We start from the raw sequence: 23,603 nt of genomic DNA, 5'->3' as shown, positions 1-23,603 counted from the left end.
CAGCAGGGGTGTGGCGGATGCTGAACGTGGTGATCATCGGCGCGGGGAAGGGCGGAGCGTCGCTGCTGCAAGCGCTGCTGAAGATGTCGCGGCGGGTGCGCGTGCTGGGGGTCGCCGACCAGCGGCCTGACGCCCCGGGCATGGCGCTGGCGGCGTCCAGGGGCATCCCCACCACGACGGATTTCACCGGGCTCGTCTGCCTGCCCGAGGTGGATATCATCGTCGACGCGACCGGCCAGCCCGGCATCGACGAGGAGATCCGGCGCCTCAAGTGGCCCCGGGCCGTGATCATCGAGGGGCTGGCCATGAACCTGATCCTCAGCTTTGTGGAGCAGAGCCAGCGGCTGCTCCGGGCCCTGGAGGAGAAGGAGCTGGAGCGGGACGTGATGCTCGACTCCACCCATGACGCGATCGTGGCCGTCAACGCGGAGGGCGTCGTCACCCTCCTCAACCGCTCCGCAGAAAGGCTGCTGGGCGTAAGCCGCGCCCAGGTGCTGGGCCGCAGGGCTGAGGAGGTCATTCCCAACACCCGGCTGCACGTGGTCCTGGCGACGGGACAGGCGGAGCTGAACCAGCAGCAGGAGGTGGGCGCCACCACCATCATCACGAACCGGGTGCCCGTGCGGAGCAAGGACGGGCGGGTGGTCGGGGCTGTCGCCGTCTTCCGCGACATCACCGAGGTGAAGGCGCTGGCCGAGGAGATCACCGGGCTGCGGGAGATGAAGGTGCTGCTGGAGGCGATCTTCAACTCCACGCAGGATGCCATCTCGGTGGTGGACGAAAACGGCATCGGCTGGATGGTCAACCCGGCCTACACCGCCCTGACGGGCCTGAGGCCGGAGGAGGTCATCGGCAAGCCGGCGACGGTGGACATCGACCCGTCCCAGGAGTCGATGCACCTGCAGGTGCTGCGCACCGGCCAGCCGGTGCGGAACGTGCCCCTCCGGGTCGGCCCCCGCAAGCGGGAGGTCGTGGTGAACGTGGCGCCCATCCTGGTCGACGGCCAGATCAAGGGCTCGGTGGGCGTGATCCGGGACGTCTCCGAGATCGCCCGGCTCTCGGCGGAGCTGGAGCAGCACCGGAAGCTCATCCGCCGGCTGACCTCCACGTATACCTTCGACGAGATCATCGCCGACAGTCCGGTGATGCAGCAGGCGGTGGAGCAGGCGCGCAGGGCGGCCGAGACCCCGGCCACCGTCCTTCTCCGGGGGGAGAGCGGCACGGGCAAGGAGCTGTTCGCCCACGCCATCCACAACGCGTCCAGCCGCCGGCGGGGACAGTTCATCCGGGTGAACTGCGCCGCCATCGCCGAGTCGCTCCTGGAGTCTGAGCTGTTCGGCTACGCCGAGGGCGCCTTTACCGGGGCCCGCAAGGGCGGCAAGCGGGGGCTGTTCGAGGAGGCGCACGGCGGCACGCTGTTCCTGGACGAGGTGGGCGAGCTGCCCCTGGGGCTGCAGGCGAAGCTGCTCCGGGTCCTGCAGGAGAAGGAGATCGTGCGGGTGGGCGAGGCGAAGCCGGTCAAGGTGGACGTGCGGGTGATCGCCGCGACCAACGCCCGGCTGGAGGACATGATCGCCAAGGGCACCTTCCGGGAGGACCTGTACTACCGGCTGAACGTCATCCCCATCCTCATCCCCCCGCTCCGGCACCGGCAGGAGGACATTCCCAAGCTGGTTGCGCACTTAATTGAGAAGTTGAACAAGGAGTACGGCCGCAACGTGCGGGACATCGCCCCGGACGCGCTGCAGGTTCTCCGGGAGTACCACTGGCCGGGCAACGTCCGGGAGCTGGAGAACATCATCGGCCGGGCGATGATCGCGATGACGGTGACCGACACGGTCATCGAGCGGCGCTTCCTGCCGCCGCTGGGCACCGCGCCGGTTCCGGAAGCCCGGGAGGCGCAGGAGGGGGAGGCCAGGTCTGCGGTGCGGCCGCTGTTCGAGGTGGTGGCCGAGGCGGAGAAGGCCGCGCTGCTGCAGGCCCTGAAGGAGACCAAGGGCAACAAGACCGAGGCCGCGCGCCGGCTGGAGATCGCGCCGCGTACGCTGTACTACAAGCTCGAGCGATATGGTCTGCTGTGAGTCCGGGCGGGGCCTCGTGGCCCCGCCCGGCGCGCGCGGCGTCCACGGCGATTGCAGAAAGTTGCAGGCATCATTCTGCAGACAATTGCAGGATCCTGCGCAAGCAGCGGCGGAAGAAAGAAATAGGGGGGCCGGTCTGCCTGCTGTCCGTGCGGGTTCCGGCGATCCCGCAGAAGGCAGCGGCTGTGGCATGAAACTTGCGATGGTTGTGGATAGCGACGGGCAGCGGCTTCGTCCGGCTCCGGTCATGGGGGGCGGCCATCGTGGGTGTCTTCGAGCGCATGGTTCGCGACGGACACGAGCAGGTGGTGTTCTGTTACGACAAGGCCACGGGGCTCAGGGCGATCATCGCGATCCACGACACGGCGCTGGGCCCGGCCCTGGGCGGCTGCCGCATGTGGCCCTACGCCACCGAGGAGGAGGCCCTGGAGGATGCGCTGCGTCTGGCGCGCGGCATGACGTATAAGTCCGCGGCTTCGGGGCAGAACCACGGTGGGGGCAAGATTGTCATCTGGGGCGATCCGGCCACCGAGAAGTCGGAGCCCCTGTTCCGTGCCCTGGGCCGTTTCGTCGGAACGCTCAGGGGCCGCATCATCACCGGGACGGACGTCGGCACCGACAAGGCGGACTTCGTCTGGGCCCGGCAGGAGTCGCCCTGGTTCGTCGGCCTGCCGGAGGAGGAGGGCGGCTCCGGCGACACGGCAGTGCTCACCGCCTACGGGGTCTGGCAGGGCATGCGGGCCTGCGCCCGGTTCCTGTGGGGCGAGAGCACCCTGCGGAACCGGCGGGTGGCCCTGCAGGGCCTGGGCAAGGTCGGGAGCCGGCTCCTGGCGCACCTGCTGGCCGACGGCGCACAGGTGGTGGTCACGGACCTGCGCCGGGAGCGGGTGGAGGAGGTCTGCGCCGCCCACCCCGAGGTGGCGGGCGTGGAGCCGGAGGCCATCTACGACCAGCCCTGCGACATCTTCTCCCCCAGCGCCCTGGGCGGCGTGCTCAACGACGAGACGATCCCGCGGCTCCGCTGCGCGGCGGTGGCCGGTTCGGCCAACAACCAGCTGGCCGAGCCCCGCCACGGCGACCTGCTGCACGAGGCGGGGATTCTGTACGCGCCGGACTACGTCATCAACGCCGGGGGCCTGATCCAGGTCGCCGACGAGATCCTGGGGTTCAACCCGGAGCGGGCGCGCCGCAAGACCGCCGCGATCCACGATCTGCTCCTGCAGATCTTTGCCATCAGCCGCGACGAGCGGATTCCCACGTACCGCGCGGCCGACCGCCTGGCGGAGCAGCGCATCGAGCGCGTCGGCCGGCTGCGGGGCATCTACATCCCGGAGTGAGAGGCAGGTGAAGCAGGGTGCCCGGTGAGGTCTTCCGCATTCTCGCCATCAACCCGACGGCGACCACGACACGCATCGCGCTGTTCGACGACGAAGAGGAAACGCTCGCGGCGGACCTGGCGCACGACCCTGCCGAGCTGGCCCGCTTCGAACGGGTGTGGGACCAGTACCTGTACCGCAAGGACCGCATCACCGCCCACCTGCAGGCCGCGGGCATCCCGCTGGACAGCCTGCACGCGGTGGTCGGCCGGGGCGGGCTTCTGAAGCCCGTGCCCGGCGGGGTCTACGCGGTGAACGGCGCCATGCTGGACGACCTGCGGGTCGGCGTGCAGGGCGAGCATGCGTCCAACCTCGGGGGAATCCTGGCGTACGGCATCGCCCATGCGCTCTCGATCCCGGCCTATGTCGTCGATCCTGTTTCCACGGATGAGATGCGCCCCGAGGCGCACATCACGGGCGTGCCCGAGCTCAGGCGCACGAGCCTGGCCCACGCCCTCAACATGCGCTGGATGGCCCGCAAGGCGGCCGCGGCCCTGGGCAAGACATACGATGAGAGCAATCTGGTGATGGCGCACCTCGGGGCCGGCATCTCGGTGGCCGCCCACCGGCAGGGGCGCATGGTCGATGCGACCAATGCCCTGGAGGACGGTCCCTTCGGGCCCGAGCGGGCCGGCCGCCTGCCGGCCGGCGACCTGGTGCGCCTGTGTTTCTCCGGCCGCTACACCGAGCGGGAGCTGATCCGCAGGCTGACGTCCGGCGGCGGACTGATGGCGCACCTGGGCACCCGCGACTGGCGGGAGGTCGAGGCGCGCATAGCCGGCGGGGACCCGGACGCGCGCCTGGTCTACGAGGCCATGGCGTACCAGGTGGCCAAGGAGATCGGCGCGATGGCGGTGGCGCTGCGCGCCAGGGCCGACGCCATCGTGCTGACGGGCGATCTGGCCCGCTCGGCGCTGCTCACGGGCTGGATTGCGGCGCGGGTGGAGTGGATCGCCCCCGTGCTGCGCTTCCCGGGCAGCGAGGAGATGCGGGCGCTGGCGGCCGGGGCCCTGCGTGTTCTTCGGGGTGAGGAGGAGGCCAGAACATACGCATGATCACAGCACTGGACCAGTTGATTCCGGCCGCCCGGCGCGCGGTGGGCGACGACCCGCCGACGATGGCGGTGGCGCAGGCAGATGATCCACACGTCGAGGAAGCCGTGTCCGAGGCCGAACGGCTGGGCCTGGTGAGGGCCCTGCGCATCACCCGGGAGGACCCGGCCGAGGCCGCACGGGAGGCGGTGGCGGCGGTGCGCCGGGGAGACGCCCGGCTCCTGATGAAGGGCCTGCTGCAGACGGCGGAGCTGCTCCGGGCCGTCATGGCACGGGACACCGGGCTCAGGACCGGCCGCTCGCTCTCCCACGCCTGCGTCCTGCAGGTTCCCGGGCTCCCCCGGCTGCTGCACATCAGCGACATCGCCCTCAACATCGCGCCGGACCTCAGCCGCAAGGCGGACATCGTGCGCAACCAGGTGGCGGTGGCGCGGGCGCTGGGGCTTCAGCGGCCGAAGGTGGCGGTCATCGCCGCGGTCGAGAACGTGAACCCCGACATGCCCGCCACGGTCGACGCCCGGGCCCTGCAGGAGATGGCAGAGCGGGGGGAGCTGGGCGACTGCGTGGTGCAGGGGCCGCTCGCCCTGGACCTGGCGCTGTCGGCCGAGGCCGGCGCCGTAAAGGGCGTCGCCGGTCCGGTGGTGGGGGCGGCGGACGTGCTCATCATGCCGAACCTGGAGACGGGCAACGTCCTCTACAAGGCGCTCATCCACCTGGCCGGGGCCTCCTCGGCGGGCATCGTGGTCGGGGCGCGGTGCCCCATCGTCCTGCTGTCCCGGTCCGACCCCGCCGCTTTCAAGCTGAACTCGATTGCACTGGCGGTTCTCGCCGCCTCTGCATAGCGGCTCACCCCGCGACTCCCACGAGCATGGGTCAAGCACCATCACAAAGGAGGTCATCGCATGGGCATCTTTGAGCAGATGGCGCAGTACGGGCACGAGCAGCTGGTCTTCTGCTACGACAAGTCCACCGGGCTCCGGGCGATCATCGCCATCCACGACACGACGCTGGGGCCGGCGCTGGGCGGACTCCGCATGTGGCCGTATGAGCGGGAGGAGGATGCCGTAACCGACGTGCTCCGGCTTTCCCGGGGCATGACCTACAAGAACTCCGCCATGGGGCTCAACCTGGGCGGCGGCAAGGCCGTGCTGTGGGGGGATCCGCGCACCGACAAGAGCGAGGAGCTGTTCCGGGCGTTCGGCAAGTTCGTCGAGAGCCTGGGCGGCCGGTACATCACGGCGGAAGACGTCGGCACCACGGTCGAGGACATGAACTTCGTCCTGATGGAGACGGACCACGCCTGCGGCCGGGCGGAGGTCTCGGGCGATCCGTCGCCGGTCACCGCCTACGGCGTGTTCATGGGCATCAAGGCCACGGTCAAGCACGTGTTCGGAACGGAGGACCTGAAGGGCAGGAAGGTGGCGGTCCAGGGGCTGGGCAAGGTCGGCTTCCACCTCTGCGAGCACCTGCATGAGGCCGGCGCCCAGCTGATCGTCACCGACATCGATCAGGAGGCCGTGGAGCGGGCGAAGAAGCAGTTCGGCGCCACCGCAGTGGCCCCGGACGAGATCTACGGCGTGGAGTGCGACATCTTCGCCCCCTGCGCGCTGGGCGCGGTCCTCAACGACGAGACCATCCCGCAGCTGAAGTGCCGGATCGTCGCCGGCGCGGCCAACAACCAGCTGAAGGAGCCGCGGCACGCCGACATGCTGAAGGAGCGGGGCATCCTGTACGCGCCGGACTTCGTCATCAACGGCGGCGGCGTGATCAACGTGGCCGAGGAGTACCATCCGCAGGGCTACAGCCGCGAGCGGGCGCTGAAGCGGGTGTCCACCATCTACGACAAGCTGCTGCGCGTCTTCAAGATCGCGGAGGAGCGGAACATCACCACCGCCGCGGCGGCCGACGTGATGGCCGAGGAGCGCATGCAGAAGATCCACACGCTCAACCGGATCTACCTGGCCGAGTAAGCCTGGGCGGGCCGGAGGGGGCGAGGCTTCCCCTCCGGCCTCCGCACGGCGACCCGGAGGCAGCGAAAGGACGAGGAACGGACTTGCACGATCGCCTGCTGATCATCAACCCGGGCTCGACCTCGACGAAGATCGCCGTGTTCGACGATGATACCCCGCTGTTCACCGAGACCCTGCGCCACAGCGCAGGGGATCTGGCGCGCTTCCGGAACGTGGCGGCGCAGTTCGCTTTCCGCCGGGACCTGATCCTGGAGGCGCTCGCCAGCCACGGCGTGCCGCTTTCGTCCCTCACCGCCGTGGTGGGGCGCGGCGGCCTCCTGCGGCCGGTGCCGGGGGGCACCTACCGGGTGAACGCGGCCATGATGAAGGAGCTGGCCGAGGCGCGCTACGGCGAGCACGCCTCCAACCTGGGCGCTCTGCTGGCCCATGAGATCGCGCAGGCGGCCGGCGGCGTGCCGGCCTTCATCGTCGATCCCGTGGTGGTGGACGAACTGGAGCCCGTCGCCCGGCTCACCGGGCTGCCGGAGATGAACCGGCGGTCGACGTTCCACGCCCTGAACCAGAAGGCCGTGGCCCGGCGCGCGGCGGCCGACCTGGGGCGGCCCTACACCGACGTCAACCTGGTGGTCGTCCACCTGGGCGGCGGCATCTCCATCGGCGCGCACCGGCGCGGGCGGGTGATCGACGTGAACAACGCCCTGGACGGCGAGGGGCCGATGTCGCCCGAGCGCGCGGGCACCCTGCCCAGCCTGGCGCTGGTCCACCTGGCCTTCTCCTGGAAGCATACGCTCCGGGAGATCGGGCGCATGCTGGTGGGCCAGGGGGGACTGGTCGCCCACCTGGGCACCAACGACGCCCGGAAGGTGGAGGAGCGGATCGCCGCCGGCGACGAGGCGGCCCGCAACGTCTACGAGGCGATGGCCTACCAGGTGGCCAAAGAAGTCGGCCGGGCGGCGGTGGCCCTGGAGGGCCGGGTGGACCGCATCGTGCTCACCGGCGGGCTGGCCCATTCCAGCCTGCTGACGGGCTGGATTGCGGAGCAGGTGGCGTGGATCGCCCCGGTGGCGGTCTACCCCGGCGAGGACGAGATGGCCGCGCTGGCCGCCGGGGCCCTGCGGGTGCTGCGGGGCGAGGAGCCGGCCGGCACGTATGAGGAGGCAGGCGAGTGAGGCTGATCAGGCAGGAGGAGATCTACCGCGGCCGGGTCTTCACCGTCCGGCGCGACGTGGTGGAGATGGACGGAAGGGCGCGCACCTGGGACGTGGTGGCGCACCCCGGCGCGGTGGTGGTGCTGCCCGTGGACGGCGACGACCTGCTGTTCGTGCGGCAGTACCGGCACGCGGCCGGAGAGACGCTTCTGGAGCTGGTCGCGGGCACGTGCGAGCCGGGCGAGGACCCGGCGGTCACCGCCCAGCGGGAGCTGCAGGAGGAGGCGGGATTCCGGGCGGGCCGCCTGACCAAGCTGGCGGAGTTCTTCAGCGCGCCGGGCTTCTGCTCGGAGCTCCTCCATCTCTTCGTGGCGGAGGAGCTGACGCCCGGACGGCTGCCCATGGACGACGACGAGCAGATCGAACTCGTGCGGCTGAGCCTGGATGAGGCTGTGGACATGGCCCTGGCCGGCGAACTGCGGGATGCGAAGACGCTGGCGGGGGTGCTGCTCTATGCCCGGCACCGGGGACGCTGACCGGCTGCAGATCGTCTACGCCGATCTGCACGTGCACCTGGGCTGGGCCGGCGATCCCGGCGGCGCGGTCAAGATTGCCGCCGCGCGGGACCTGACGCTGGCCAACATCCTGGCGGAGGCCAGGGACCGCAAGGGGCTCGGCCTGGTCGGGGTGATCGATGCCGCCACCAGCGGCGCCCTGGAGGACCTGGAGCGGCTGCTGGAAGGCGGGCGCGTGCAGGAGCGCCCCGGCGGCGGCCTGGCTTACGGCGGGCTGACGCTGATCCCGGGCGCCGAGGTCGAGGTGGTGCACCGGGGCAGGCCGGTCCACCTGCTCTGCTACTTCCGGGGTGTGGAAGGGCTCCGCGCCTTCGCCCGGTGGCAGGCGGACCGGGTGAGGAACACCCGGCTCTCCACGCAGCGGCACCACGGGACCACCGCAGCGGATGTGGTCGAGGCGGCGGCCGCGCGCGGCGGCGTGGTGATCCCCGCCCACATCTTCACGCCGCACAAGGCCGTCCTGGCCGCGGCGCCCGCAGTGTCGGAGGTGATCCCGCCCGACCTGTGGGCGGCGGTGCCCGCGGTGGAGCTGGGCCTCTCGGCGGACACCGCGCTGGCCGACGAGCTGCCCGAGCTGAGCCGCTTTCCCTTTGTCACCAACTCCGACGCCCACTCCCTCGGCCGCATCGGTCGGGAGTACAATCAGCTCCTGCTCCGGGAGCCCTCCTTCGACGAGTGGCTGCGGGCCCTGCGGGAGGAAGGCGGGCGGCGGATCCTGGCCAACTTTGGCCTGGACCCCCGCCTGGGGAAGTACCACCGGACCTTCTGCCTGGACTGCGGGCGGAAGGTGGAGGGGGATCCCCCGGTGCTGCGGTGCCCGGCCGACCCCGCGCACCGGGTGGTGCTGGGGGTGCTGGACCGCATCCGGCATTACGCCGCCTGGCAGGAAGGGCGCTTTGCCCGTGCGGCCCGGCCGCGGCCGCCGTACGTGCACCAGGTGCCGCTCAGTTTCGTCCCCGGGCTGGGACGGCGCGGGCTGGAGCGGCTGCTCGCCGCCTTCGGCACGGAGATGGCGGTGCTGCACGAGGCCGCCGACGATGAGCTGGCGGAGGTGGTGGGGCCGAAGCTCGCCCGGCTGGTGGTCCTGGCCCGGGAAGGCCGGCTGGCCATCGAGTCCGGCGCCGGGGGCATCTACGGGCGGGTCAGCTTCGTCGAGTGATCGCCGCCGGGCGACCCGGCGGCCGGAGCCGAGCGACATAATTGCCCCGCCTGTCCCATAGACTCCGGGTGAGTCTTGCGGGCAGGGGTGGGGCAGCATGCAGGTGTACGAGGCGTGGCGTGAGAACCTGGAGGATCTTCTCCTGGAGCGGGGCGGGCTGGTGCTGCTGCACAGCGTCCTGTTCGTCGTCGGGCTGCTCTTCGGGGCGCTGGCCCTGCGGAGCCTGGAGGTGGAGACCCAGCTGGAGCTGGCCCGGCAGCTCTCGGGCGCCCTGCAGGCGCTCAGGGACGGCCATGACCCGGCCGCCGGGGCGCTGGTGCGCGCGGCCCTGTTCCGGCACGCCCGCACCCTGCTGCTGATGTGGGTGCTGGCGATCTCGCTGATCGGGAGCGTGGCCGTCATGGCCCTGCCGCTGGTGCGGGGGTTCACCTCCGGTTTCGCCGTGGCCTACCTGACGGCCGAGATGGGTTCCCGGGGGGTGCTGCTGGCGGCGGTCGGGCACCTGCCCCAGACGGTGCTGGAGGTTCCCGGGACCATCCTGGCTGCGTCGGCCTCGGTGGGCTTCGCCGTGCAGGTGATCACCTCGTGGCGGGTGCGGCGGCGGCTGTCGGGGTACTACGCGGCGCTGGCCCGGTACTCCGGCACGCTCCTCTCCGCCGGGGCCCTTCTGGCCGCGGCCGCGCTGGTGGAGGGGTACGTGACGCCGCACCTGGTGCGGATGGTCATGGACCTGCTGTGATGTCCCACTCTTCCCAATTGGGGGCCGCCTCGGTCTTGTCCGGATTGCGCACACATGGGATAATTTCGTAGAGAATCTAGCTTCCATGGTTTCGCCTGTGAAACCAGGGGTTGACTACTGGCGCTGCGCGCCGAACGCGGAAGGAGCGAGAGCAGTGAAGGTTGGCGTAGTGCGCGAGTTGAAAGCCTACGAGAACCGGGTGGCCATGACCCCCGCCGGTGTGATGGCCATGGTCAGGGCCGGTCACGAGGTGTTCGTGGAGCACGACGCGGGGCTGGGCTCCGGCTTCGATGACGCCGAGTACGTGGCGGCGGGCGCAAAGATCCTGCCGACCAACGAAGAGGTCTGGGCCGCCGCCGACATGATCGTGAAGGTGAAGGAGCCGCTGCCGCCCGAGTACGAGCTCATGCGGGACGGGCAGATCATCTTCACCTACCTGCACCTGGCCGCCGAACCGGAGCTGACCCGGCAGCTCCTCGACCGGGGCAGCATCGCCATCGCCTATGAAACGGTGCAGCTGGCCGACCGGTCGCTGCCGCTGCTCACGCCCATGTCCGAGGTGGCGGGGCGGATGTCCGTCCAGATCGGCGCCCACTTCCTGGAGAAGGCCCACGGCGGCCGCGGCGTGCTCCTGGGCGGCGTGCCCGGCGTCGCGCCCGGACGGGTGGCGATCATCGGCGGCGGCACGGTGGGCACCAACGCGGCGAAGATCGCTGTCGGCATGGGCGCCCGCGTGACGATCCTGGACATCAGCGCCGACCGGCTCCGTTACCTGGACGACATCTTCGGGTCCCGGATCGAGACCCGGATCTCCAACGAGTACGAAATCGCCCAGGCGGTGGCCAGGGCCGACCTGGTCATCGGCGCCGTGCTGATCCCCGGCGCCAAGGCCCCCAAGCTGGTCACCGCGGAGATGGTGCAGCAGATGGCGCCCGGTTCCGTCATCGTCGACGTGGCGGTGGACCAGGGCGGTTCGGTGGAGACCATCGACCGGGTGACGACGCACCAGGATCCGACCTACGAGCGCTACGGCGTGGTGCACTACGCGGTGGCCAACATCCCCGGCGCGGTGCCGCGCACCTCGACCCTGGCGCTGACCAACGCCACGCTGCCCTACGCGCTGAAGATCGCCAACCTCGGCTGGAAGGAGGCCCTGCGGCGGGATCCGGCCCTGGCCAAGGGCGCCAACGTCGTCAGCGGCCACGTCACCTATCCGGCCGTGGCGCAGGCGCACGGGCTCGCGTACCGCGAGCTGGAAAGCCTGCTCTGATTCCGCACAGTCTGCCAGGCCCCGCATCGTTGCGATGCGGGGTTTTTCGCGCCGGCGGGAGGGTCATAACCGGGGGCCGGTCGTCATAAAGTGACGGTGCGGGAGGCGTGTCGGGAGGGGGCTCGCAGAGAGGCCGCAGGAGGGGATGGGCAGATTTCCGTGGAATTGACAAAAAAGGTCAGGTTCGACGCATAATCCGCCCCGATATGCGAGAGAATGATTACCACTAATGGCGCGAAGGGGATGCAACATGAACAACTTGATCCATGAGTTCATCAACTACCTCAGCGTGGAGCGGGGCCTTGCGACCAACACGCTGGAATCGTATGGCCGTGACCTGCGCCAGTACTACCAGTATCTCGGGGAGGATCAAGTCGACCTGGACGCCGTCTCTCGCACGACCATCATCAACTACCTCATGTACCTGCAGAAGCAGGGAAAGGCCACCGCGACCATCGCCCGGCGGCTGGCGGCGCTGAAGGCCTTCTACCAGTTCCTCGTCAGGGAGAAGCGCATCAAGACCGACCCCACCGCCAACCTCGAGTCGCCGAAGCTGGAGAAGCGGCTGCCGCGGGTGCTGACGGTCAGCGAGGTGGAGCGGCTGCTGGCGCAGCCGGATTCGTCCCAGCCGGCGGGGCTCAGGGACCGGGCGATGCTGGAGCTGCTGTACGCCACGGGCATCCGGGTGTCGGAGCTGGTCTCGCTGAACGTCGAGGACGTGAACCTGGAGACGGGTTACATACGCTGCACCGGCAAGGGGTCGAAGGAGCGCATCGTGCCGCTGGGGTCCCTGGCCATCCAGTGGGTGCAGGAGTACCTGCAGAGCGGCCGGCCGAAGCTGGTGAAGGACCGGGACGAAAAGGCGCTGTTCGTCAACCATCACGGCAACCGGCTGACGCGCCAGGGCTTCTGGAAGATCGTGAAGAAGTACGCCGAGGACGCCCGCATCGACAAGGAGATCACCCCGCATACCCTGCGCCACTCCTTCGCCACCCACCTGCTGGAGAACGGCGCGGACCTGCGGTCGGTGCAGGAGATGCTGGGCCACGCCGATATATCGACCACGCAGATCTACACCCACGTCACCAAGGGCCGGTTGAAAGAGGTCTACGCACGGGCGCATCCCCGGGCCTAGGCGGCCGCCGGGGCGCAGAGACGGGCACAGGCCGGCGCGATCGGCGGGCCTCCGGAAGGAGGCCCGCTTTTCCCTGCCCTTTCCAGGTGGTATAGTGGGAGGAGAGACTCCAGGCAAAGGAGACAGGTACATGGCAGCAGTCCGACGAGTCGTGTTGATCGTCATCGACAGCGTGGGGATCGGCGCGATGCCCGACGCGGCCGAGTGGGGCGACGCCGGGTCGAACACCCTGGGCAACCTGGCCAGGCGGCGCGGGGGCCTTCCCCTGCCCAACCTGGGCCGGCTGGGGATCGGCAACCTGACGGAGGTCGAAGGCACGCCGCCGGCGGCCCGTCCGGCCGGCGCCTATGGCCGCATGGCGATCGCCTCGCAGGGCAAGGACACGATGACGGGCCACTGGGAGATGGTGGGCATCCGGCCCGAGACCCCGTTCCGGACGTATCCCGAGGGCTTCCCCGAGGATCTGATCGCCGAGTTCTGCCGCCGCGCCGGGCTGGAGGGCGTGCTGGGCAACAAGGTGGCCTCCGGCACGGAGATCATCAAGGAACTGGGCGAGGAGCACCTGCGCACCGGCTGGCCTATCGTGTACACCAGCGCCGACTCCGTCTTCCAGGTGGCCGCGCACGAGGAGCGGTTCGGGCTGGAGCGGCTCTACGAGGTCTGCCAGATCGCCCGGGACCTGCTGCGGCCGCCGCACCGGGTCGGCCGGGTCATCGCCAGGCCCTTCGTGGGCACCGACCGGACCAACTTCACCCGCACGGCCAACCGGCACGACTACGCGCTGGAGCCGCCGCGGATGCTGCTGGACGAGGTGAAGGACGCGGGGCTCTCGGTGCTCGCGGTGGGGAAGATCAGCGACATCTTCTCGGGCCACGGGGTCACCCGGAGCCTGCCCACCAAGTCCAACGCCGACGGCATCGGCAAGATTCACGAGTGCATCGACCGACAGGAGCCCGGCCTCGTCTTCGCCAACCTGGTCGACTTCGACATGCTCTACGGCCACCGGCGGGATGTGGAGGGGTACGCGAAGGCGCTCATCGAGTTTGACGACGCCCTGCCGGGCATCATGGCGAAGCTGGGCCCCGACGACGTGCTGGTGGTCACGGCCGACCACGGCAACGACCCGACGCATACGGGCACCGACCACACCCGGGAGTACGTGCCGGTGCTGATCTGGGGCCAGCGGATCCGGCCGGGGGTGAACGTCGGGACCCGCGCCACCCTCGCCGACCTGGGCGCCACCGTGGCAGACCTGCTGGGGGTGCCGGGCACGGGGTACGGCGAGAGCTTTGCGAGGGAGATCCTGGTGCAGGGGACTTCCGCGTAAAGGCCTCTGCGTGCAGATACTGGCGAAGAGATATCGATCCAGGTGACACTGGGCAGGTGGCGGGAGCGCCCCGGGCGGGGCGCTCCTTGCCGCGTCCGGAGGCGATGTGCGGGCGCCGGTGCAGTGCCGCAGGAGGTCGTCGTCACCCGGGCGGTGCCGGAACCGGGGAGGACAGCGTCTGCGGAAAGGCGCCCTTCGCCGGAGATTGTGCGAAGAGCGCGATGAGTAGGGGGAAAACGGTCAATAGGGTGAGAAATCGATCAGCGCGCCGGCCGGCATACCCTGGCAACCGGATAGGATGCCCATACGGGTATTGGTATAATGAGATCGAGTACGGGGCAGAGGAGGGCCGTAGCGGATGAAAGCAAACGTCTGCGGTGTCGACCGGGTTATTCGGATTGGAGCGGGCGTTGTGGCGGCCGTCGCAGGGTTCAGCCTTGGAGGAACGCTCAGCTACGTGCTTTACGCGGTGGCGGCGCTGATGCTGGTGACCGGCGCCCTGGGTTGGTGCGGGCTCTATGCGCTTCTGCGGGTGAGCACTTGCGGCGCGCAGAAGACCGGCTCGTAGGGAGTGTCCGCAGCACGGTGGAATCGGGTGTTCACGCAGGGCAATCCCGCGCGGCAGGGATTGCCCATCTTTGCGCGGACATCGGCGCGCTGTACCCGGGCTGCGCCCCGTCCCGTGCCCTTCTTCGGCGCTGTCGCGATCTCGGGCACGCCGCAGCACCGCTCCGACGTCATCCGGTACGACTGTCCGGGACTTGTGAGCCGCCTGCAGCCTCGCGGCAGGCCAGGTTTCGGCACGGACCACGTGCGGATCATCGGCTTGCGCCAGCACCGGCGTAACCGCGGACACCGCCCCTGCGTTATATCGGTCGGGAGGTGGCGCGGCATGAACCGGACTGCGCGGGGCAAGGCTGCGGTGGCCGGCGTGCTCGTCTTGCTGTTCTGGGTAGCGGCGTGCAGCCCACCGGGCTGGGTGGCGCCGCAGGGTGACGAGGGTCGCGGTGAGCGCGTGGCGGATCTGGAGGCGGAGTTGCAGCGCTACCGGGAGCAGGTGGAACAGCTGAGCGCCCGCGCGGACGAGCTCGCCGCAGAGCTGGATGCGCTGAAGCGCCAGGAGGAGCGTCGGCTGGCCCGGGCCCGGGAGGGGCTGGATTTCACCCACGGGCAGCACCCCGGGCAGGTGGTGACGGTCTACTACTGGGACGATCTCAACGGACCGGACACCCTCCAGCCGGTGGAGGTGCTGGTTCCCGCCGAGCAGCACCCGCTGCGGGCGGCCGTCGAGGCCTGGGTGCGGGGTGCGCCTGCGTACGGTCTGCACAGCGGCCTGGGGAGCTATCCGGAGCTTCTCGGCTTCAGCGTGGAGGACGGGGTGGCGTATCTGGACTTCGATGCACGCTTTGGCGACTTTCCCGGCGGTTCCGCCTGGGAGCGCGCGCTGAAGATCAGCCTCACGTACACCGTCACGGAGATCGAGGGCATCGAGGCCGTGGTGGTGACGGTGAACGGAAAACCGGCCATGCTGCACGGCGATATCTGGGACACGCCGCGGCAGCGCTGGCCGCTGGACGAACGGGAGAGGATGGCCGACCTCATCCGGTACGACGGCCCGGGACGTCCGCTTGAGTAAAATGGGCACTGTAAGCACCGAGGTGATCCTCCCCTCGCAGCCGCCGCCGTCGAGTTGGCCCGCTGAGTCGATGAGGCGAAACTTCCCGGACGACTCCGTCGTCAACCTTGGCGGAGGTGAAGAGATGACGCCGAGGCACGTGTTGAGGCGGACCTTCACCGGCGTGCTGGCCATCCTGCTGACCGGGTGCGCAGCGCTCTCTCCCGCGCCCGGCAGCCGCCCCGGACCGGACGGCGGCGCGGTGCCGGCGGACGGGCCGGAGACGCCGGTTCCGCAGGCCACGGACCCGGAGGGGCCGGCCGGGGGAACATCTCCCGGAGGCGACGGCCCCGCCGCCGGAGGGGATGGACCGGCAGACGCCGGCAGCAGCCCGGCCACGCCCGCCGGCACGGAGGCGGAAGGCCGGGACGGGGCCGGCGAGGAGCTGACCATGCTGGACTGCCTGCGACGGTTCGGCCTGGCCGAACTGGGCACAGCCGTGGAGCAACTGGTGCAGGGGCTGCCCGACGACGAGCGGTGGCGGTGCGTCGCCCGCACGGCCCGGTTCGATCCCACGTACCGGGCTTGGGTGGCCTATGAACTCCTGATTTCCGGCCTGGAGCGGATCGACACCGCGCTCCCCGGCTACCAGGCCTTTGCCCGCACGACGGAACTGCACTTCGAGGATGCCCGCACCGTGCCGGCGCCGGAGGGCTGGGCGCTGCTCGACGCACTGCCTTCACCCAGCGGCCGGTACGTCGCCGCGCGCCTGGCGGACGGCGGCGTGGGCTGGTGGGCCGTGGACGGCAGCGGGCAGGAGCGGTACGACGTCGACGGGTACGACCTGATCTGGCACCCGGAGGAGGACCAGCTGGCGTTCCTCAGCGACGGCAGCCGGCTGCACCTGGTGCGCCCGGCCGGCCCGGTCGTCCACCAGGTCTTCGAGGCGCCGGCCGGAGCCCCGGTCCGGTTCCCGTACTGGGCGCTGCAGGAGTGGTGGCCCGCCGGCTCGGACCGTGCCTATCCCCCCGGCACGGTGATGGTCCTGGCCGACCCGGAAGGCGAACCGGAAGGGCTGGCCCTGCGCCCGGACGCCGGCCGGTGGGAGCGCTTCCCGGCCAAGCAGATCTTCGCGCCGGGCAGGGAGGTCGTCTTCCCGGCCTGGCTCACCCAGCCCTGGAACGCCCGGTCCGGCGACTACCTCCACGTGGACCCGGAATGGGCGTGGGTGGCGCATCCCAACCGCGGCGGGTCGCCGTACCAGCTCTACCGGGTGCCCGAGGATGCCGAGCCCGTCTTCCTCACCTGGAGCCCCGAGGCGCGCTTCCTGGCCGTCGTGGAGCGCCGGAACGGGCAGCTCACCGCACAGGTGGTGCGGGCCTCCGGCGACTACCGGGGGGAGCATGTCAGCCTCCCGCTGGAGAATGGGCACTTCGCCATCTGGGACGACGGGGTCACGACCTTCACTGCGGCGGGTCGCACGGTGGCCGCGAAAAACCACCTGACGGGCGCCGAGCGCACCTGGCAGGTGGAGAGAGACGTCCGCAGTATCCGGCTCGGACGGCATGAGCTCTGGGTCGTGCTGGCCGAGCGGGTGGTGGTGGTGCCGTTCGCGGAGCTGGCTGCCGTCTCAGCGGCGCCAGGTGCGGAGCATAAAGCCGACGCCGCCCAGAAATAGCGCCAGCGGCAGCCCCAGGGCCACCGTCCACGCGGCGGCGGCCGGCACCTGCAGCCACGGCCGGCCCGCTGCTGCCCAGAGCGGCAGGGCCGTGGAGACGGTGAGTCCAAGGGTCCGGGCCAGCGAGAACCAGGCGTTCGACTGCACGGCCGCCGAGCCCCCCTGCTCCACGCGGGGGGCGCCGGCGGCTTCAGGCTCCTCGGGCTCCTGGTCGGCGGTCGCGGCCGCCGCGCCGAAGCCGCCCATCAGCCCGAGCAGCAGGCCCAGTTCGGTCCACCCCAGCAGCGCCAGGGCCGCGGAGGCGGAGAGCCCCGCGGACAGGCTGCCCACCGCCACGGAGAGGGCCACCAGCAGGGCGGAGGGCACCAGCAGGGAGGTGAACTTCGCCGCCACCAGCTTCGCCGTCGGCACGGCCGCCAGCCGGTACAGTGCGATCGTCACCCGCTCGTGCGAGAAGACCTTGGCCACCCAGTGGCCGAAAGCGTTGAACCAGGCGAGCAGGGAGAGCCCGCCGACCGAGCCCACGAGCCCGGCCATGGGCGCGCCGCCGGCAGCCCGGCCGGCGAACCAGACGCCGACGACCCCGGCGAGGAAGATGAGGAGCTGCGTCCGGGCCATCCTGGAGCGGGCCAGCTGCAGCCACTCCCGGGAGAGCACCGCGCGCAGGACGCCGTCCCCCAGCGGCAGCCAGTACGACCGCCCGGAACGCACGGTGTCCTGCTCGCCGAGTTCCAGAACCCGGTACAGGCCGTCCCGGTAGTGGCTTTCCACCCACTGGGGGCGGACCAGGAGGGCCAGCGCCAGCACCAGCCCGGGGAGACCGGCGACGGCCGCCAGTGCCGTCAGCACGGCCCGGCGGGAGGTGCGCATGACCAGGGCGAGCTCGGTCGCGGTGCCCCCCTGGCTGAGGTAGATCATCGCCGCGGTGATCATGGCGATGGTGAGCACCCCGAAGAAGGTATTGCCGTGGCGCATCGACTGCGGATGGTAGCGGCTCCAGAAGGTGAGGAGCAGCAGCCCGGCCAGGTGGGCGAGCATCCCCACGGCCAGGCCGGTGAGCCACAGCGCCGCCAGCGCGTACCACCGCCCCGGCGGAGGGACGATGGCCGAGTAGGCCCAGGCCCAGAGCAGGGTGGTCCAGGCCCGGGTCGGCACGGCCTCGATCACCCGCCCCAGCAGGAACGCCAGCGGCCGGGCCGGGGTGATCTGGAAGAGCGGGACCAGCAGCCCCTGGTAGAGCTGGGTCTGCCCCCGGGAGAAGCCGTACATGATGCCGAACCAGGTCATCTGCGCGCCCATGAGGGTGAGCGCGCCCAGCAGTCCGGCCTGCGACGCCTCCGGCGCCACCGCGGGCGCCCGGCGCACGACGAAGAAGACCAGGAGCCCCTGGAGGGCGACCCAGATGACCCCCGCTTTCATGCGGGAGAAGCGGAACAGCCGGTTCCAGCTGGCCTGCCACCCCGAGCGGGCGACGGCCAGCGAGAGCGAGACGATGCCGTTCACCGCAGTTCACCTTCCGGCGTTTCGGCCTCCTCCGGCAGCTCGTCGCCGGTGAGGGCCAGGAACGTCTCCTCCAGGTTGGCGCCGGGGATGCCGGCCTGCCGGGCCAGCTCGGCCGCGGTGCCCTCGGCGATCAGCCGGCCCCGGTGGATGAGCCCGATGCGGTCCGACAGCTCCTCGGCAATGGAGAGAATGTGGGTGGTCAGGACCACGGCCACGCCGTCCCGGGCCCAGGCGCGGATCAGGTCCTTCACCTCGCGGGCGGCCCGGGCGTCGAGGCCGTTGGTGACCTCGTCCAGGAGCAGCACCCGGGGGCGGTGCAGCAAGGCCGTGGCGATGGCCATCTTCCGCTTCATCCCCAGCGAGAAGTCCCGGATCAGCCGGTCCGCCTGGGCCGTGAGGCCCATCATCTCCAGGAGCTCCTCGGCGCGGGCCCTGCCCTCGCGGCGGCTCATCCCGTACAGGTCGGCCATGAACCAGAGAAACTCCCGGGCGGTCAGCAGTTCGTGGAGGATCGGCGTGTCGGGCACGTAGCCGATGGTCCGCTTGGCCGGGCCGGGGTCCTGCCACACGTCGCGCCCGTGGATGAGCACGCGCCCCGACGTGGGGGGCAGGAGGCCCACCATCATCTTCATGGTGGTCGTCTTGCCCGCACCGTTGGCGCCGAGGAAGCCGAAGATCTCGCCGGGCATGACGGCGAGGTTCAGCCCCTGCACGGCCGGGTGGCCGTTGTAGGACTTCGTCAGGTTTTCCAGCAGGATTGCGGGCGGGGCAGCCACGGTCGTCCTCACTCCGGTTTCACATGCTTGCTACTATAGTTTCGGACGACAGCCGCCAGCGGCAGGATTCGGCCCGCATTTCCGGGTTTACGGCCGAGGCGCGCAAGTGCGGATGCGCCCAGGGCAGACTAGCAGCAGAGACTCTTGGAGGAGGCATGACCCATGTGGAGAACCTGCATGCGCTGCTGGGCCGCCCTGCTGTGCGCCGTCCTCGCGCTGTCGGCGGCCGCGCCTCAGGCGAGGGGCATGGAGCGCTGGCCACCGGCGTCCGACGTGGAGGACGGCGACCACGTGCTGCGGGGCCGGCTGGCGGACGACCTGTATGAGGCCGTAGAGGCGACCGCCGCCGCCGAGGCGGCCGGTGAGGACGCGGTGAAGATCTCGTCGCCGTCGGCGGTGCTGATGGAGCCGCTGAGCGGACGGGTGATCTACCAGAAGAACGCGCACGAGCGGCGCAACCCGGCCAGCGTGACCAAGATCATGACGCTCATCATCGCCTTCGATGCCCTGCGGGAAGGCAAGGTGAACCTGAAGGACCCGGTCACGATCTCGGAGGAAGCCAAGCGGCAGCCGGGCACCACGATCTTCGCCGACGTGGGCGAGACCTTTGCGCTGGAGGAGCTCCTGCTCTCGGTGGCGGTGGGCTCGGCCAACGACGCCGCGGTGGCCGTCGCCGAGCACGTGGCCGGCTCGGTGGAGGCCTTCGTCAAGCTGATGAACGCCAAGGCGCAGGAGCTGGGGATGAACGACACGCACTTCGTGAACCCCACCGGGCTCCCGGCGGAGGGGCACCTCAGCACCGCCTACGACATCGCCCTGATGAGCCGGCACGCCGTGCTCCATTACCCCGAACTGGTGAAGCTGACGGCCATCTACGGCGCGGAGCTGAACGTGCCCTGGCGGAAGAACGGGCCCAAGTTCCAGCTGTGGAACAACAACAAGCTGCTCACCTGGTACCCGGGGGCGGACGGCCTGAAGACCGGGTGGACCCAGGCAGCCGGCTACTGTCTCGCTGCCACGGCCGTGCAGAACGGCACCCGGATGATCGCCGTGGTCATGGGCGCCGAGAGCGCCAAGACCCGCAACATCGAGGTCGCCCGGCTCCTGGACTATGGCTTCGCCAACTACACGGCGGTGGAGATCGCCCCGGCCGGAAAGAAGTTCGGCCCCGTGAAGGTCGCCCGGGGCTCCGTGGCGGCCATCGAGCCGGTGCCGCGCTCGGCGTTCGGGGTGAGCGTGCCCAAGGGGTCCCAGGACAAGGTGAAGTGGGAGGTGAAGCTGCCCCGGCAGGTCGCGGCGCCCCTGGAGAAGGGGCAGGCCGTGGGTGAGATCGTGGCCACGCTGGACGGCCAGGAGGTCGGCCGCATGGAGCTGGTCGCCCCCGAAGCGGTGGGGAAGGCCAACCTGTGGCAGTCCGTCGTGCACACGGTCCGGAACATCTTCAGCTTCGACTGAATGGGCAGCGGCAGGCCCGCCGGCGTGCAGGAGCCGGCGGGCGTTTTGCGCGCATTGGGTCGAATCTTGTCGACCGAAAGATGCCATCGCAGGCAGGAACTGGCGGCAAACGGGAAGAAATTGCCTGCACCATGCGCGGCCACCTGCGGGCCGTGCAGAGCAGGAAGGAGCGTGGCCGGCCATGTCATCTCTGGAGTACGAACTGGTGGGGCAGAGCCTCATCGTGCGGCTCTCCGGCGAGCTGGACCTCGTGGCGGCCGCCCGGTTCAAGGAAACGGTCGAGGAGCTGATGGACCGGCGACCCGTCCGGCACCTGTACGTCAACCTGGCGCGCGTGACGTTTGTGGACAGCGCCTTTCTCGGCGCCCTGTTCGGGCGGTACCGGCGGGTCAGCCGGGAGGGGGGCCGGGTGGGCGTTATCGGCGTGCCGCCGCAGGTGCGTTCGGCGCTGGAGCTCTCCGGCGTCTTCCGCACGATGGAGGAGTTTCGTTCCGAGCAGGAGGCGCTCTCCGCCGGTTAGGCGGGGGCAGTGCACGAGAGGGGGCTGTGTGATGGTCACGCAGAACCGGGTGATCCTGGAGCTGGCGGCGATTCCCGAGAACGTCGGCGTCGCCCGGCTCATGGCCGCAATGGTGGCCGCCCAGGCGGATTTCACCGTCGCCGAGGTCGACGAGGTCAAGCTGGCGGTCTCTGAGGCCGTGACCAACGCGATCGTCCACGGCTACCGGGGGGACAGCCGGCAGATGGTCCGCATGGAGGCGGCCCTGGAGGACGGCGAGCTGGTGATCACGGTGACCGACAGCGGCCGGGGCATCGAGGACGTCGCCCTGGCCATGCAGCCGGCCGTGACGACCGACCCGGAGCGGATGGGCCTGGGTTTCTCCTTCATGGAGGCCCACATGGACCAGGTCGAGGTGACGTCGCAGGTCGGGCAGGGCACCCGCGTCGTGATGCGGAAGCGGCCTGCGCCTCGGGACGTCGCCTCCCTGAAGGGCAGCTGATCGGGCCATGGCACAGGAGAGCACCCTGGAAGAGCGGGGCTGGCCCGATGACGAGGTCAGGCGGCTGGTGGCCCGGGCCCGGGCGGGGGACAGGGAGGCGCGGGACCGGCTGGTGGAGGGGAACCTCCGGCTGGTGCGGTCGCTGGTCTCCCGCTTCAGCGCCTCCGGCGCCGATCCCGAGGACCTGTTTCAGATCGGCTGCATTGGCCTCCTGAAGGCCATTGACCGGTTCGACCTGAGCTATGACGTGCGGTTCAGCACCTACGCGGTACCCCTGATCATGGGCGAGATCCGCCGCCACCTGCGGGACGACGGCCCGATGCGCGTCAGCCGCAGCCTGAAGCAGCTGGCGCAGCAGGCCCGGCGCGTGCGGGAGCGGCTGGCGGCCGAGATGGAGCGCGATCCCACGGTCGCCGAGGTGGCCGAGGAACTGGGCGTCTCCCCGGAGGAGGTGGTCGAGGCGCTGGACGGCGTGCGCCCGCCGGCTTCGATTCACCAGACGGTGCACGAGGGCGACGGTGACCCGATCTACCTGCTGGACCAGCTGGCCGCCGACGACGGGCAGCGGGAGGGCGTCTGGCTGGACCGCGTGGCCCTGCGGGAGGGGCTGAACCAGCTGGACGAGCGGGAGCGCACGGTGATCCTGCTCCGGTTCTTCCGCGACAAGACCCAGACCGAAGTCGCGTCGATCCTGGGGTGCAGCCAGGTTCAGGTCTCGCGCCTGGAGCGGCGCGCACTGGAGCGGATCCGGAACTACGTGAACGCCGCCACCTGACGGGGCCCGTGGGTTACGGCACGGGCGGTTGGGGAATCGTAGTCCCTGAGGTGGGAGCGACATGCGTACGGTTACCCCGGAAAGCCGGGTGTGGTGGGGCATCGTGCTGGCGGCGATGCTGTTGGCCGCGGGCGCGCTCAGCACCTGGTACTGGTACTCCTCCCGTCCGCAGCCCCCACCGGCGGGGGCGACGCTGGTGGGCCCGGGGGCGGGCGGGCCCGCATAGCGGGGCGGCGAAGCGTGGGATGCTAGGGGTCCCGGGGGCCGCACCGGCAGCGGCCCGCCCACGGCTCGGCTGACGGGACCGCCTCCGGAGGCCCCCGGTGCCGTTTCCGACCCCCTCGCCCGGGAGGGATGCATCTGAAGCCGCCCGTTCGCGTCATTCTCCTGACCGATGGCGACCACGCCGCGCGGCGCGTGGCGGAGAAGGCGGCGCAGCGGCTGGGGCTCCGCTGCATCTCGGCCTCCGCCGGCAATCCCACGCCGCTGAGCGGTCCGGAGCTGGTGGCCCTGATCAAGCAGGCCGTGCACGACCCCGTGCTGGTCATGGTCGACGACAAGGGGGACCCCGGCACGGGTCCGGGCGAGGAGGCCCTCCGGTACATCTGTGAGCATCCCGACATCCGCGTGCTCGGCGCCGTGGCGGTGGCCTCCAACACCCGGCAGGGGCGGGGGGTGGAGGTGGATCTCTCCGTCGACCGCCACGGGCGCGTTCTCGCGGGGCCCGTGGACAAGGACGGCGCGCCCCGCCGGAAGGGGCGGCTGCGCGGCGACACGGTGGACATGCTGAACCGGCTGTCGGTCCCGGTCATCGTAGGGGTGGGCGACCCCGGCAAGATGGACGGGGCCGATGACCTGGAGGCGGGATGCGAGATCACCACCCGGGCGATCACGGAGATCCTGGAGCGATCCTGATGCCGCAGCGATCGCCGCTTCGGCGCGATCCCAGGCCCGGGCGCACTCGGCGC

23 protein-coding genes are annotated in these 23,603 nt (G+C 70.5%); 21 read left to right on the top strand and 2 right to left on the bottom strand.

What is annotated here, in order from left to right:
* Positions 1-17 precede the first annotated feature (17 nt).
* The 15 genes from ACZ5UM_RS14265 (at position 18) to ACZ5UM_RS14195 (ending at position 17,125) form a co-directional block, all read left to right on the top strand.
* Complete coding sequence (locus ACZ5UM_RS14265; RefSeq protein ID WP_464844962.1) at positions 18-2,081, top strand: sigma 54-interacting transcriptional regulator; 2,064 nt, start codon at positions 18-20, stop codon at positions 2,079-2,081.
* A 263-nt stretch (positions 2,082-2,344) separates the two neighbouring features.
* Positions 2,345-3,418: a Glu/Leu/Phe/Val dehydrogenase dimerization domain-containing protein gene (locus tag ACZ5UM_RS14260; protein WP_464844961.1), complete on the top strand. Its 1,074-nt coding sequence runs from the start codon at positions 2,345-2,347 to the stop codon at positions 3,416-3,418.
* A gap of 17 nt (positions 3,419-3,435) precedes the next feature.
* A complete protein-coding gene (buk, locus tag ACZ5UM_RS14255) occupies positions 3,436-4,512 on the top strand; it encodes a butyrate kinase (RefSeq protein ID WP_464844960.1) in 1,077 nt (358 codons plus the stop codon).
* A gap of 62 nt (positions 4,513-4,574) precedes the next feature.
* Positions 4,575-5,351: a bifunctional enoyl-CoA hydratase/phosphate acetyltransferase gene (locus tag ACZ5UM_RS14250; protein ID WP_464848390.1), complete on the top strand. Its 777-nt coding sequence runs from the start codon at positions 4,575-4,577 to the stop codon at positions 5,349-5,351.
* A 60-nt stretch (positions 5,352-5,411) separates the two neighbouring features.
* On the top strand, positions 5,412-6,479 hold the full coding sequence (locus ACZ5UM_RS14245; RefSeq protein ID WP_464844959.1) for a Glu/Leu/Phe/Val dehydrogenase dimerization domain-containing protein: 1,068 nt from the start codon (positions 5,412-5,414) through the stop codon (positions 6,477-6,479).
* 83 nt (positions 6,480-6,562) lie between these two features.
* Positions 6,563-7,648, top strand: a complete 1,086-nt coding sequence (gene buk, locus ACZ5UM_RS14240; RefSeq protein ID WP_464844958.1) for a butyrate kinase — start codon at positions 6,563-6,565, stop codon at positions 7,646-7,648.
* Positions 7,645-8,163, top strand: a complete 519-nt coding sequence (locus ACZ5UM_RS14235; protein WP_464844957.1) for an NUDIX hydrolase — start codon at positions 7,645-7,647, stop codon at positions 8,161-8,163. The genes buk (ACZ5UM_RS14240) and ACZ5UM_RS14235 overlap by 4 nt, the downstream gene beginning before the upstream one ends.
* Positions 8,141-9,361, top strand: coding sequence for an endonuclease Q family protein (locus tag ACZ5UM_RS14230; RefSeq protein ID WP_464844956.1), 1,221 nt, complete (start codon positions 8,141-8,143; stop codon positions 9,359-9,361). The genes ACZ5UM_RS14235 and ACZ5UM_RS14230 overlap by 23 nt, the downstream gene beginning before the upstream one ends.
* A 97-nt stretch (positions 9,362-9,458) precedes the next feature.
* Positions 9,459-10,100 (top strand): stage II sporulation protein M, encoded by a 642-nt coding sequence (gene spoIIM / locus ACZ5UM_RS14225; RefSeq protein ID WP_464844955.1) that lies wholly within the window; start codon positions 9,459-9,461, stop codon positions 10,098-10,100.
* A 154-nt stretch (positions 10,101-10,254) separates the two neighbouring features.
* Positions 10,255-11,370: an alanine dehydrogenase gene (gene ald, locus ACZ5UM_RS14220; protein WP_464844954.1), complete on the top strand. Its 1,116-nt coding sequence runs from the start codon at positions 10,255-10,257 to the stop codon at positions 11,368-11,370.
* A 250-nt stretch (positions 11,371-11,620) separates the two neighbouring features.
* Complete coding sequence (gene xerD / locus ACZ5UM_RS14215) at positions 11,621-12,505, top strand: site-specific tyrosine recombinase XerD (protein ID WP_464844953.1); 885 nt, start codon at positions 11,621-11,623, stop codon at positions 12,503-12,505.
* Positions 12,506-12,635: 130 nt separating this feature from the next.
* Positions 12,636-13,832: a phosphopentomutase gene (locus tag ACZ5UM_RS14210; RefSeq protein WP_464844952.1), complete on the top strand. Its 1,197-nt coding sequence runs from the start codon at positions 12,636-12,638 to the stop codon at positions 13,830-13,832.
* Positions 13,833-14,190: 358 nt separating this feature from the next.
* On the top strand, positions 14,191-14,400 hold the full coding sequence (locus ACZ5UM_RS14205) for a YgaP family membrane protein (protein WP_464844951.1): 210 nt from the start codon (positions 14,191-14,193) through the stop codon (positions 14,398-14,400).
* 324 nt (positions 14,401-14,724) lie between these two features.
* Positions 14,725-15,468 (top strand): GerMN domain-containing protein, encoded by a 744-nt coding sequence (locus tag ACZ5UM_RS14200; protein ID WP_464844950.1) that lies wholly within the window; start codon positions 14,725-14,727, stop codon positions 15,466-15,468.
* A 124-nt stretch (positions 15,469-15,592) separates the two neighbouring features.
* A complete protein-coding gene (locus tag ACZ5UM_RS14195) occupies positions 15,593-17,125 on the top strand; it encodes a hypothetical protein (protein ID WP_464844949.1) in 1,533 nt (510 codons plus the stop codon).
* On the opposite strand, the gene ACZ5UM_RS14190 is transcribed toward ACZ5UM_RS14195, so the two are convergent.
* Positions 17,078-18,628, bottom strand: coding sequence for a hypothetical protein (locus tag ACZ5UM_RS14190; RefSeq protein ID WP_464844948.1), 1,551 nt, complete (start codon positions 18,626-18,628; stop codon positions 17,078-17,080). The genes ACZ5UM_RS14195 and ACZ5UM_RS14190 overlap by 48 nt on opposite strands.
* Positions 18,625-19,404 (bottom strand): ABC transporter ATP-binding protein, encoded by a 780-nt coding sequence (locus ACZ5UM_RS14185; protein WP_464844947.1) that lies wholly within the window; start codon positions 19,402-19,404, stop codon positions 18,625-18,627. Before ACZ5UM_RS14185 ends, ACZ5UM_RS14190 begins: the two co-directional genes overlap by 4 nt.
* 162 nt (positions 19,405-19,566) lie before the next feature.
* Between ACZ5UM_RS14185 and ACZ5UM_RS14180 the strand changes: the two genes are divergently transcribed.
* From ACZ5UM_RS14180 to spoVAEA, 6 genes are all read left to right on the top strand, one after another.
* The gene (locus tag ACZ5UM_RS14180; protein ID WP_464844946.1) at positions 19,567-20,859 is read left to right on the top strand and encodes a D-alanyl-D-alanine carboxypeptidase family protein; all 1,293 of its coding nucleotides are present in this window, start codon (positions 19,567-19,569) and stop codon (positions 20,857-20,859) included.
* A gap of 181 nt (positions 20,860-21,040) precedes the next feature.
* Positions 21,041-21,379: an anti-sigma F factor antagonist gene (spoIIAA, locus tag ACZ5UM_RS14175; protein ID WP_464844945.1), complete on the top strand. Its 339-nt coding sequence runs from the start codon at positions 21,041-21,043 to the stop codon at positions 21,377-21,379.
* A 31-nt stretch (positions 21,380-21,410) separates the two neighbouring features.
* Positions 21,411-21,860 carry an anti-sigma F factor gene (spoIIAB, locus tag ACZ5UM_RS14170; RefSeq protein WP_464844944.1) on the top strand — a complete coding sequence of 150 codons (450 nt, stop codon included), beginning with the start codon at positions 21,411-21,413 and terminating at the stop codon, positions 21,858-21,860.
* A gap of 7 nt (positions 21,861-21,867) precedes the next feature.
* Positions 21,868-22,635: an RNA polymerase sporulation sigma factor SigF gene (sigF, locus tag ACZ5UM_RS14165; RefSeq protein ID WP_464844943.1), complete on the top strand. Its 768-nt coding sequence runs from the start codon at positions 21,868-21,870 to the stop codon at positions 22,633-22,635.
* Between the two features lie 61 nt (positions 22,636-22,696).
* Complete coding sequence (locus ACZ5UM_RS14160) at positions 22,697-22,861, top strand: hypothetical protein (protein ID WP_464844942.1); 165 nt, start codon at positions 22,697-22,699, stop codon at positions 22,859-22,861.
* Positions 22,862-22,989: 128 nt separating this feature from the next.
* Positions 22,990-23,550 carry a stage V sporulation protein SpoVABEA gene (spoVAEA, locus tag ACZ5UM_RS14155; protein WP_464844941.1) on the top strand — a complete coding sequence of 187 codons (561 nt, stop codon included), beginning with the start codon at positions 22,990-22,992 and terminating at the stop codon, positions 23,548-23,550.
* The last annotated feature ends 53 nt before the right edge of the window (positions 23,551-23,603 follow it).

It is taken from the genome of Symbiobacterium ostreiconchae (genome assembly GCF_055396975.1).
The sequence above is the reverse complement of the archived record's forward strand: the minus strand, read 5'-3'. Positions and strand labels throughout refer to the sequence as shown.

Excerpts from the sequence above, each read along its gene's own strand:
- ACZ5UM_RS14265 (WP_464844962.1), top strand. The coding sequence starts at position 18 with ATGCTGAACGTGGTGATCATCGGCGCGGGGAAGGGCGGAGCGTCGCTG.
- ACZ5UM_RS14250 (WP_464848390.1), top strand. The coding sequence starts at position 4,575 with ATGGCGGTGGCGCAGGCAGATGATCCACACGTCGAGGAAGCCGTGTCC.
- ACZ5UM_RS14245 (WP_464844959.1), top strand. The coding sequence starts at position 5,412 with ATGGGCATCTTTGAGCAGATGGCGCAGTACGGGCACGAGCAGCTGGTC.
- ACZ5UM_RS14230 (WP_464844956.1), top strand. The coding sequence starts at position 8,141 with ATGCCCGGCACCGGGGACGCTGACCGGCTGCAGATCGTCTACGCCGAT.
- spoIIM (WP_464844955.1), top strand. The coding sequence starts at position 9,459 with ATGCAGGTGTACGAGGCGTGGCGTGAGAACCTGGAGGATCTTCTCCTG.
- xerD (WP_464844953.1), top strand. The coding sequence starts at position 11,621 with ATGAACAACTTGATCCATGAGTTCATCAACTACCTCAGCGTGGAGCGG.
- ACZ5UM_RS14210 (WP_464844952.1), top strand. The coding sequence starts at position 12,636 with ATGGCAGCAGTCCGACGAGTCGTGTTGATCGTCATCGACAGCGTGGGG.
- ACZ5UM_RS14205 (WP_464844951.1), top strand. The coding sequence starts at position 14,191 with ATGAAAGCAAACGTCTGCGGTGTCGACCGGGTTATTCGGATTGGAGCG.
- ACZ5UM_RS14200 (WP_464844950.1), top strand. The coding sequence starts at position 14,725 with ATGAACCGGACTGCGCGGGGCAAGGCTGCGGTGGCCGGCGTGCTCGTC.
- ACZ5UM_RS14195 (WP_464844949.1), top strand. The coding sequence starts at position 15,593 with ATGACGCCGAGGCACGTGTTGAGGCGGACCTTCACCGGCGTGCTGGCC.
- ACZ5UM_RS14180 (WP_464844946.1), top strand. The coding sequence starts at position 19,567 with ATGTGGAGAACCTGCATGCGCTGCTGGGCCGCCCTGCTGTGCGCCGTC.
- spoIIAA (WP_464844945.1), top strand. The coding sequence starts at position 21,041 with ATGTCATCTCTGGAGTACGAACTGGTGGGGCAGAGCCTCATCGTGCGG.
- spoIIAB (WP_464844944.1), top strand. The coding sequence starts at position 21,411 with ATGGTCACGCAGAACCGGGTGATCCTGGAGCTGGCGGCGATTCCCGAG.
- sigF (WP_464844943.1), top strand. The coding sequence starts at position 21,868 with ATGGCACAGGAGAGCACCCTGGAAGAGCGGGGCTGGCCCGATGACGAG.
- ACZ5UM_RS14160 (WP_464844942.1), top strand. The coding sequence starts at position 22,697 with ATGCGTACGGTTACCCCGGAAAGCCGGGTGTGGTGGGGCATCGTGCTG.
- spoVAEA (WP_464844941.1), top strand. The coding sequence starts at position 22,990 with ATGCATCTGAAGCCGCCCGTTCGCGTCATTCTCCTGACCGATGGCGAC.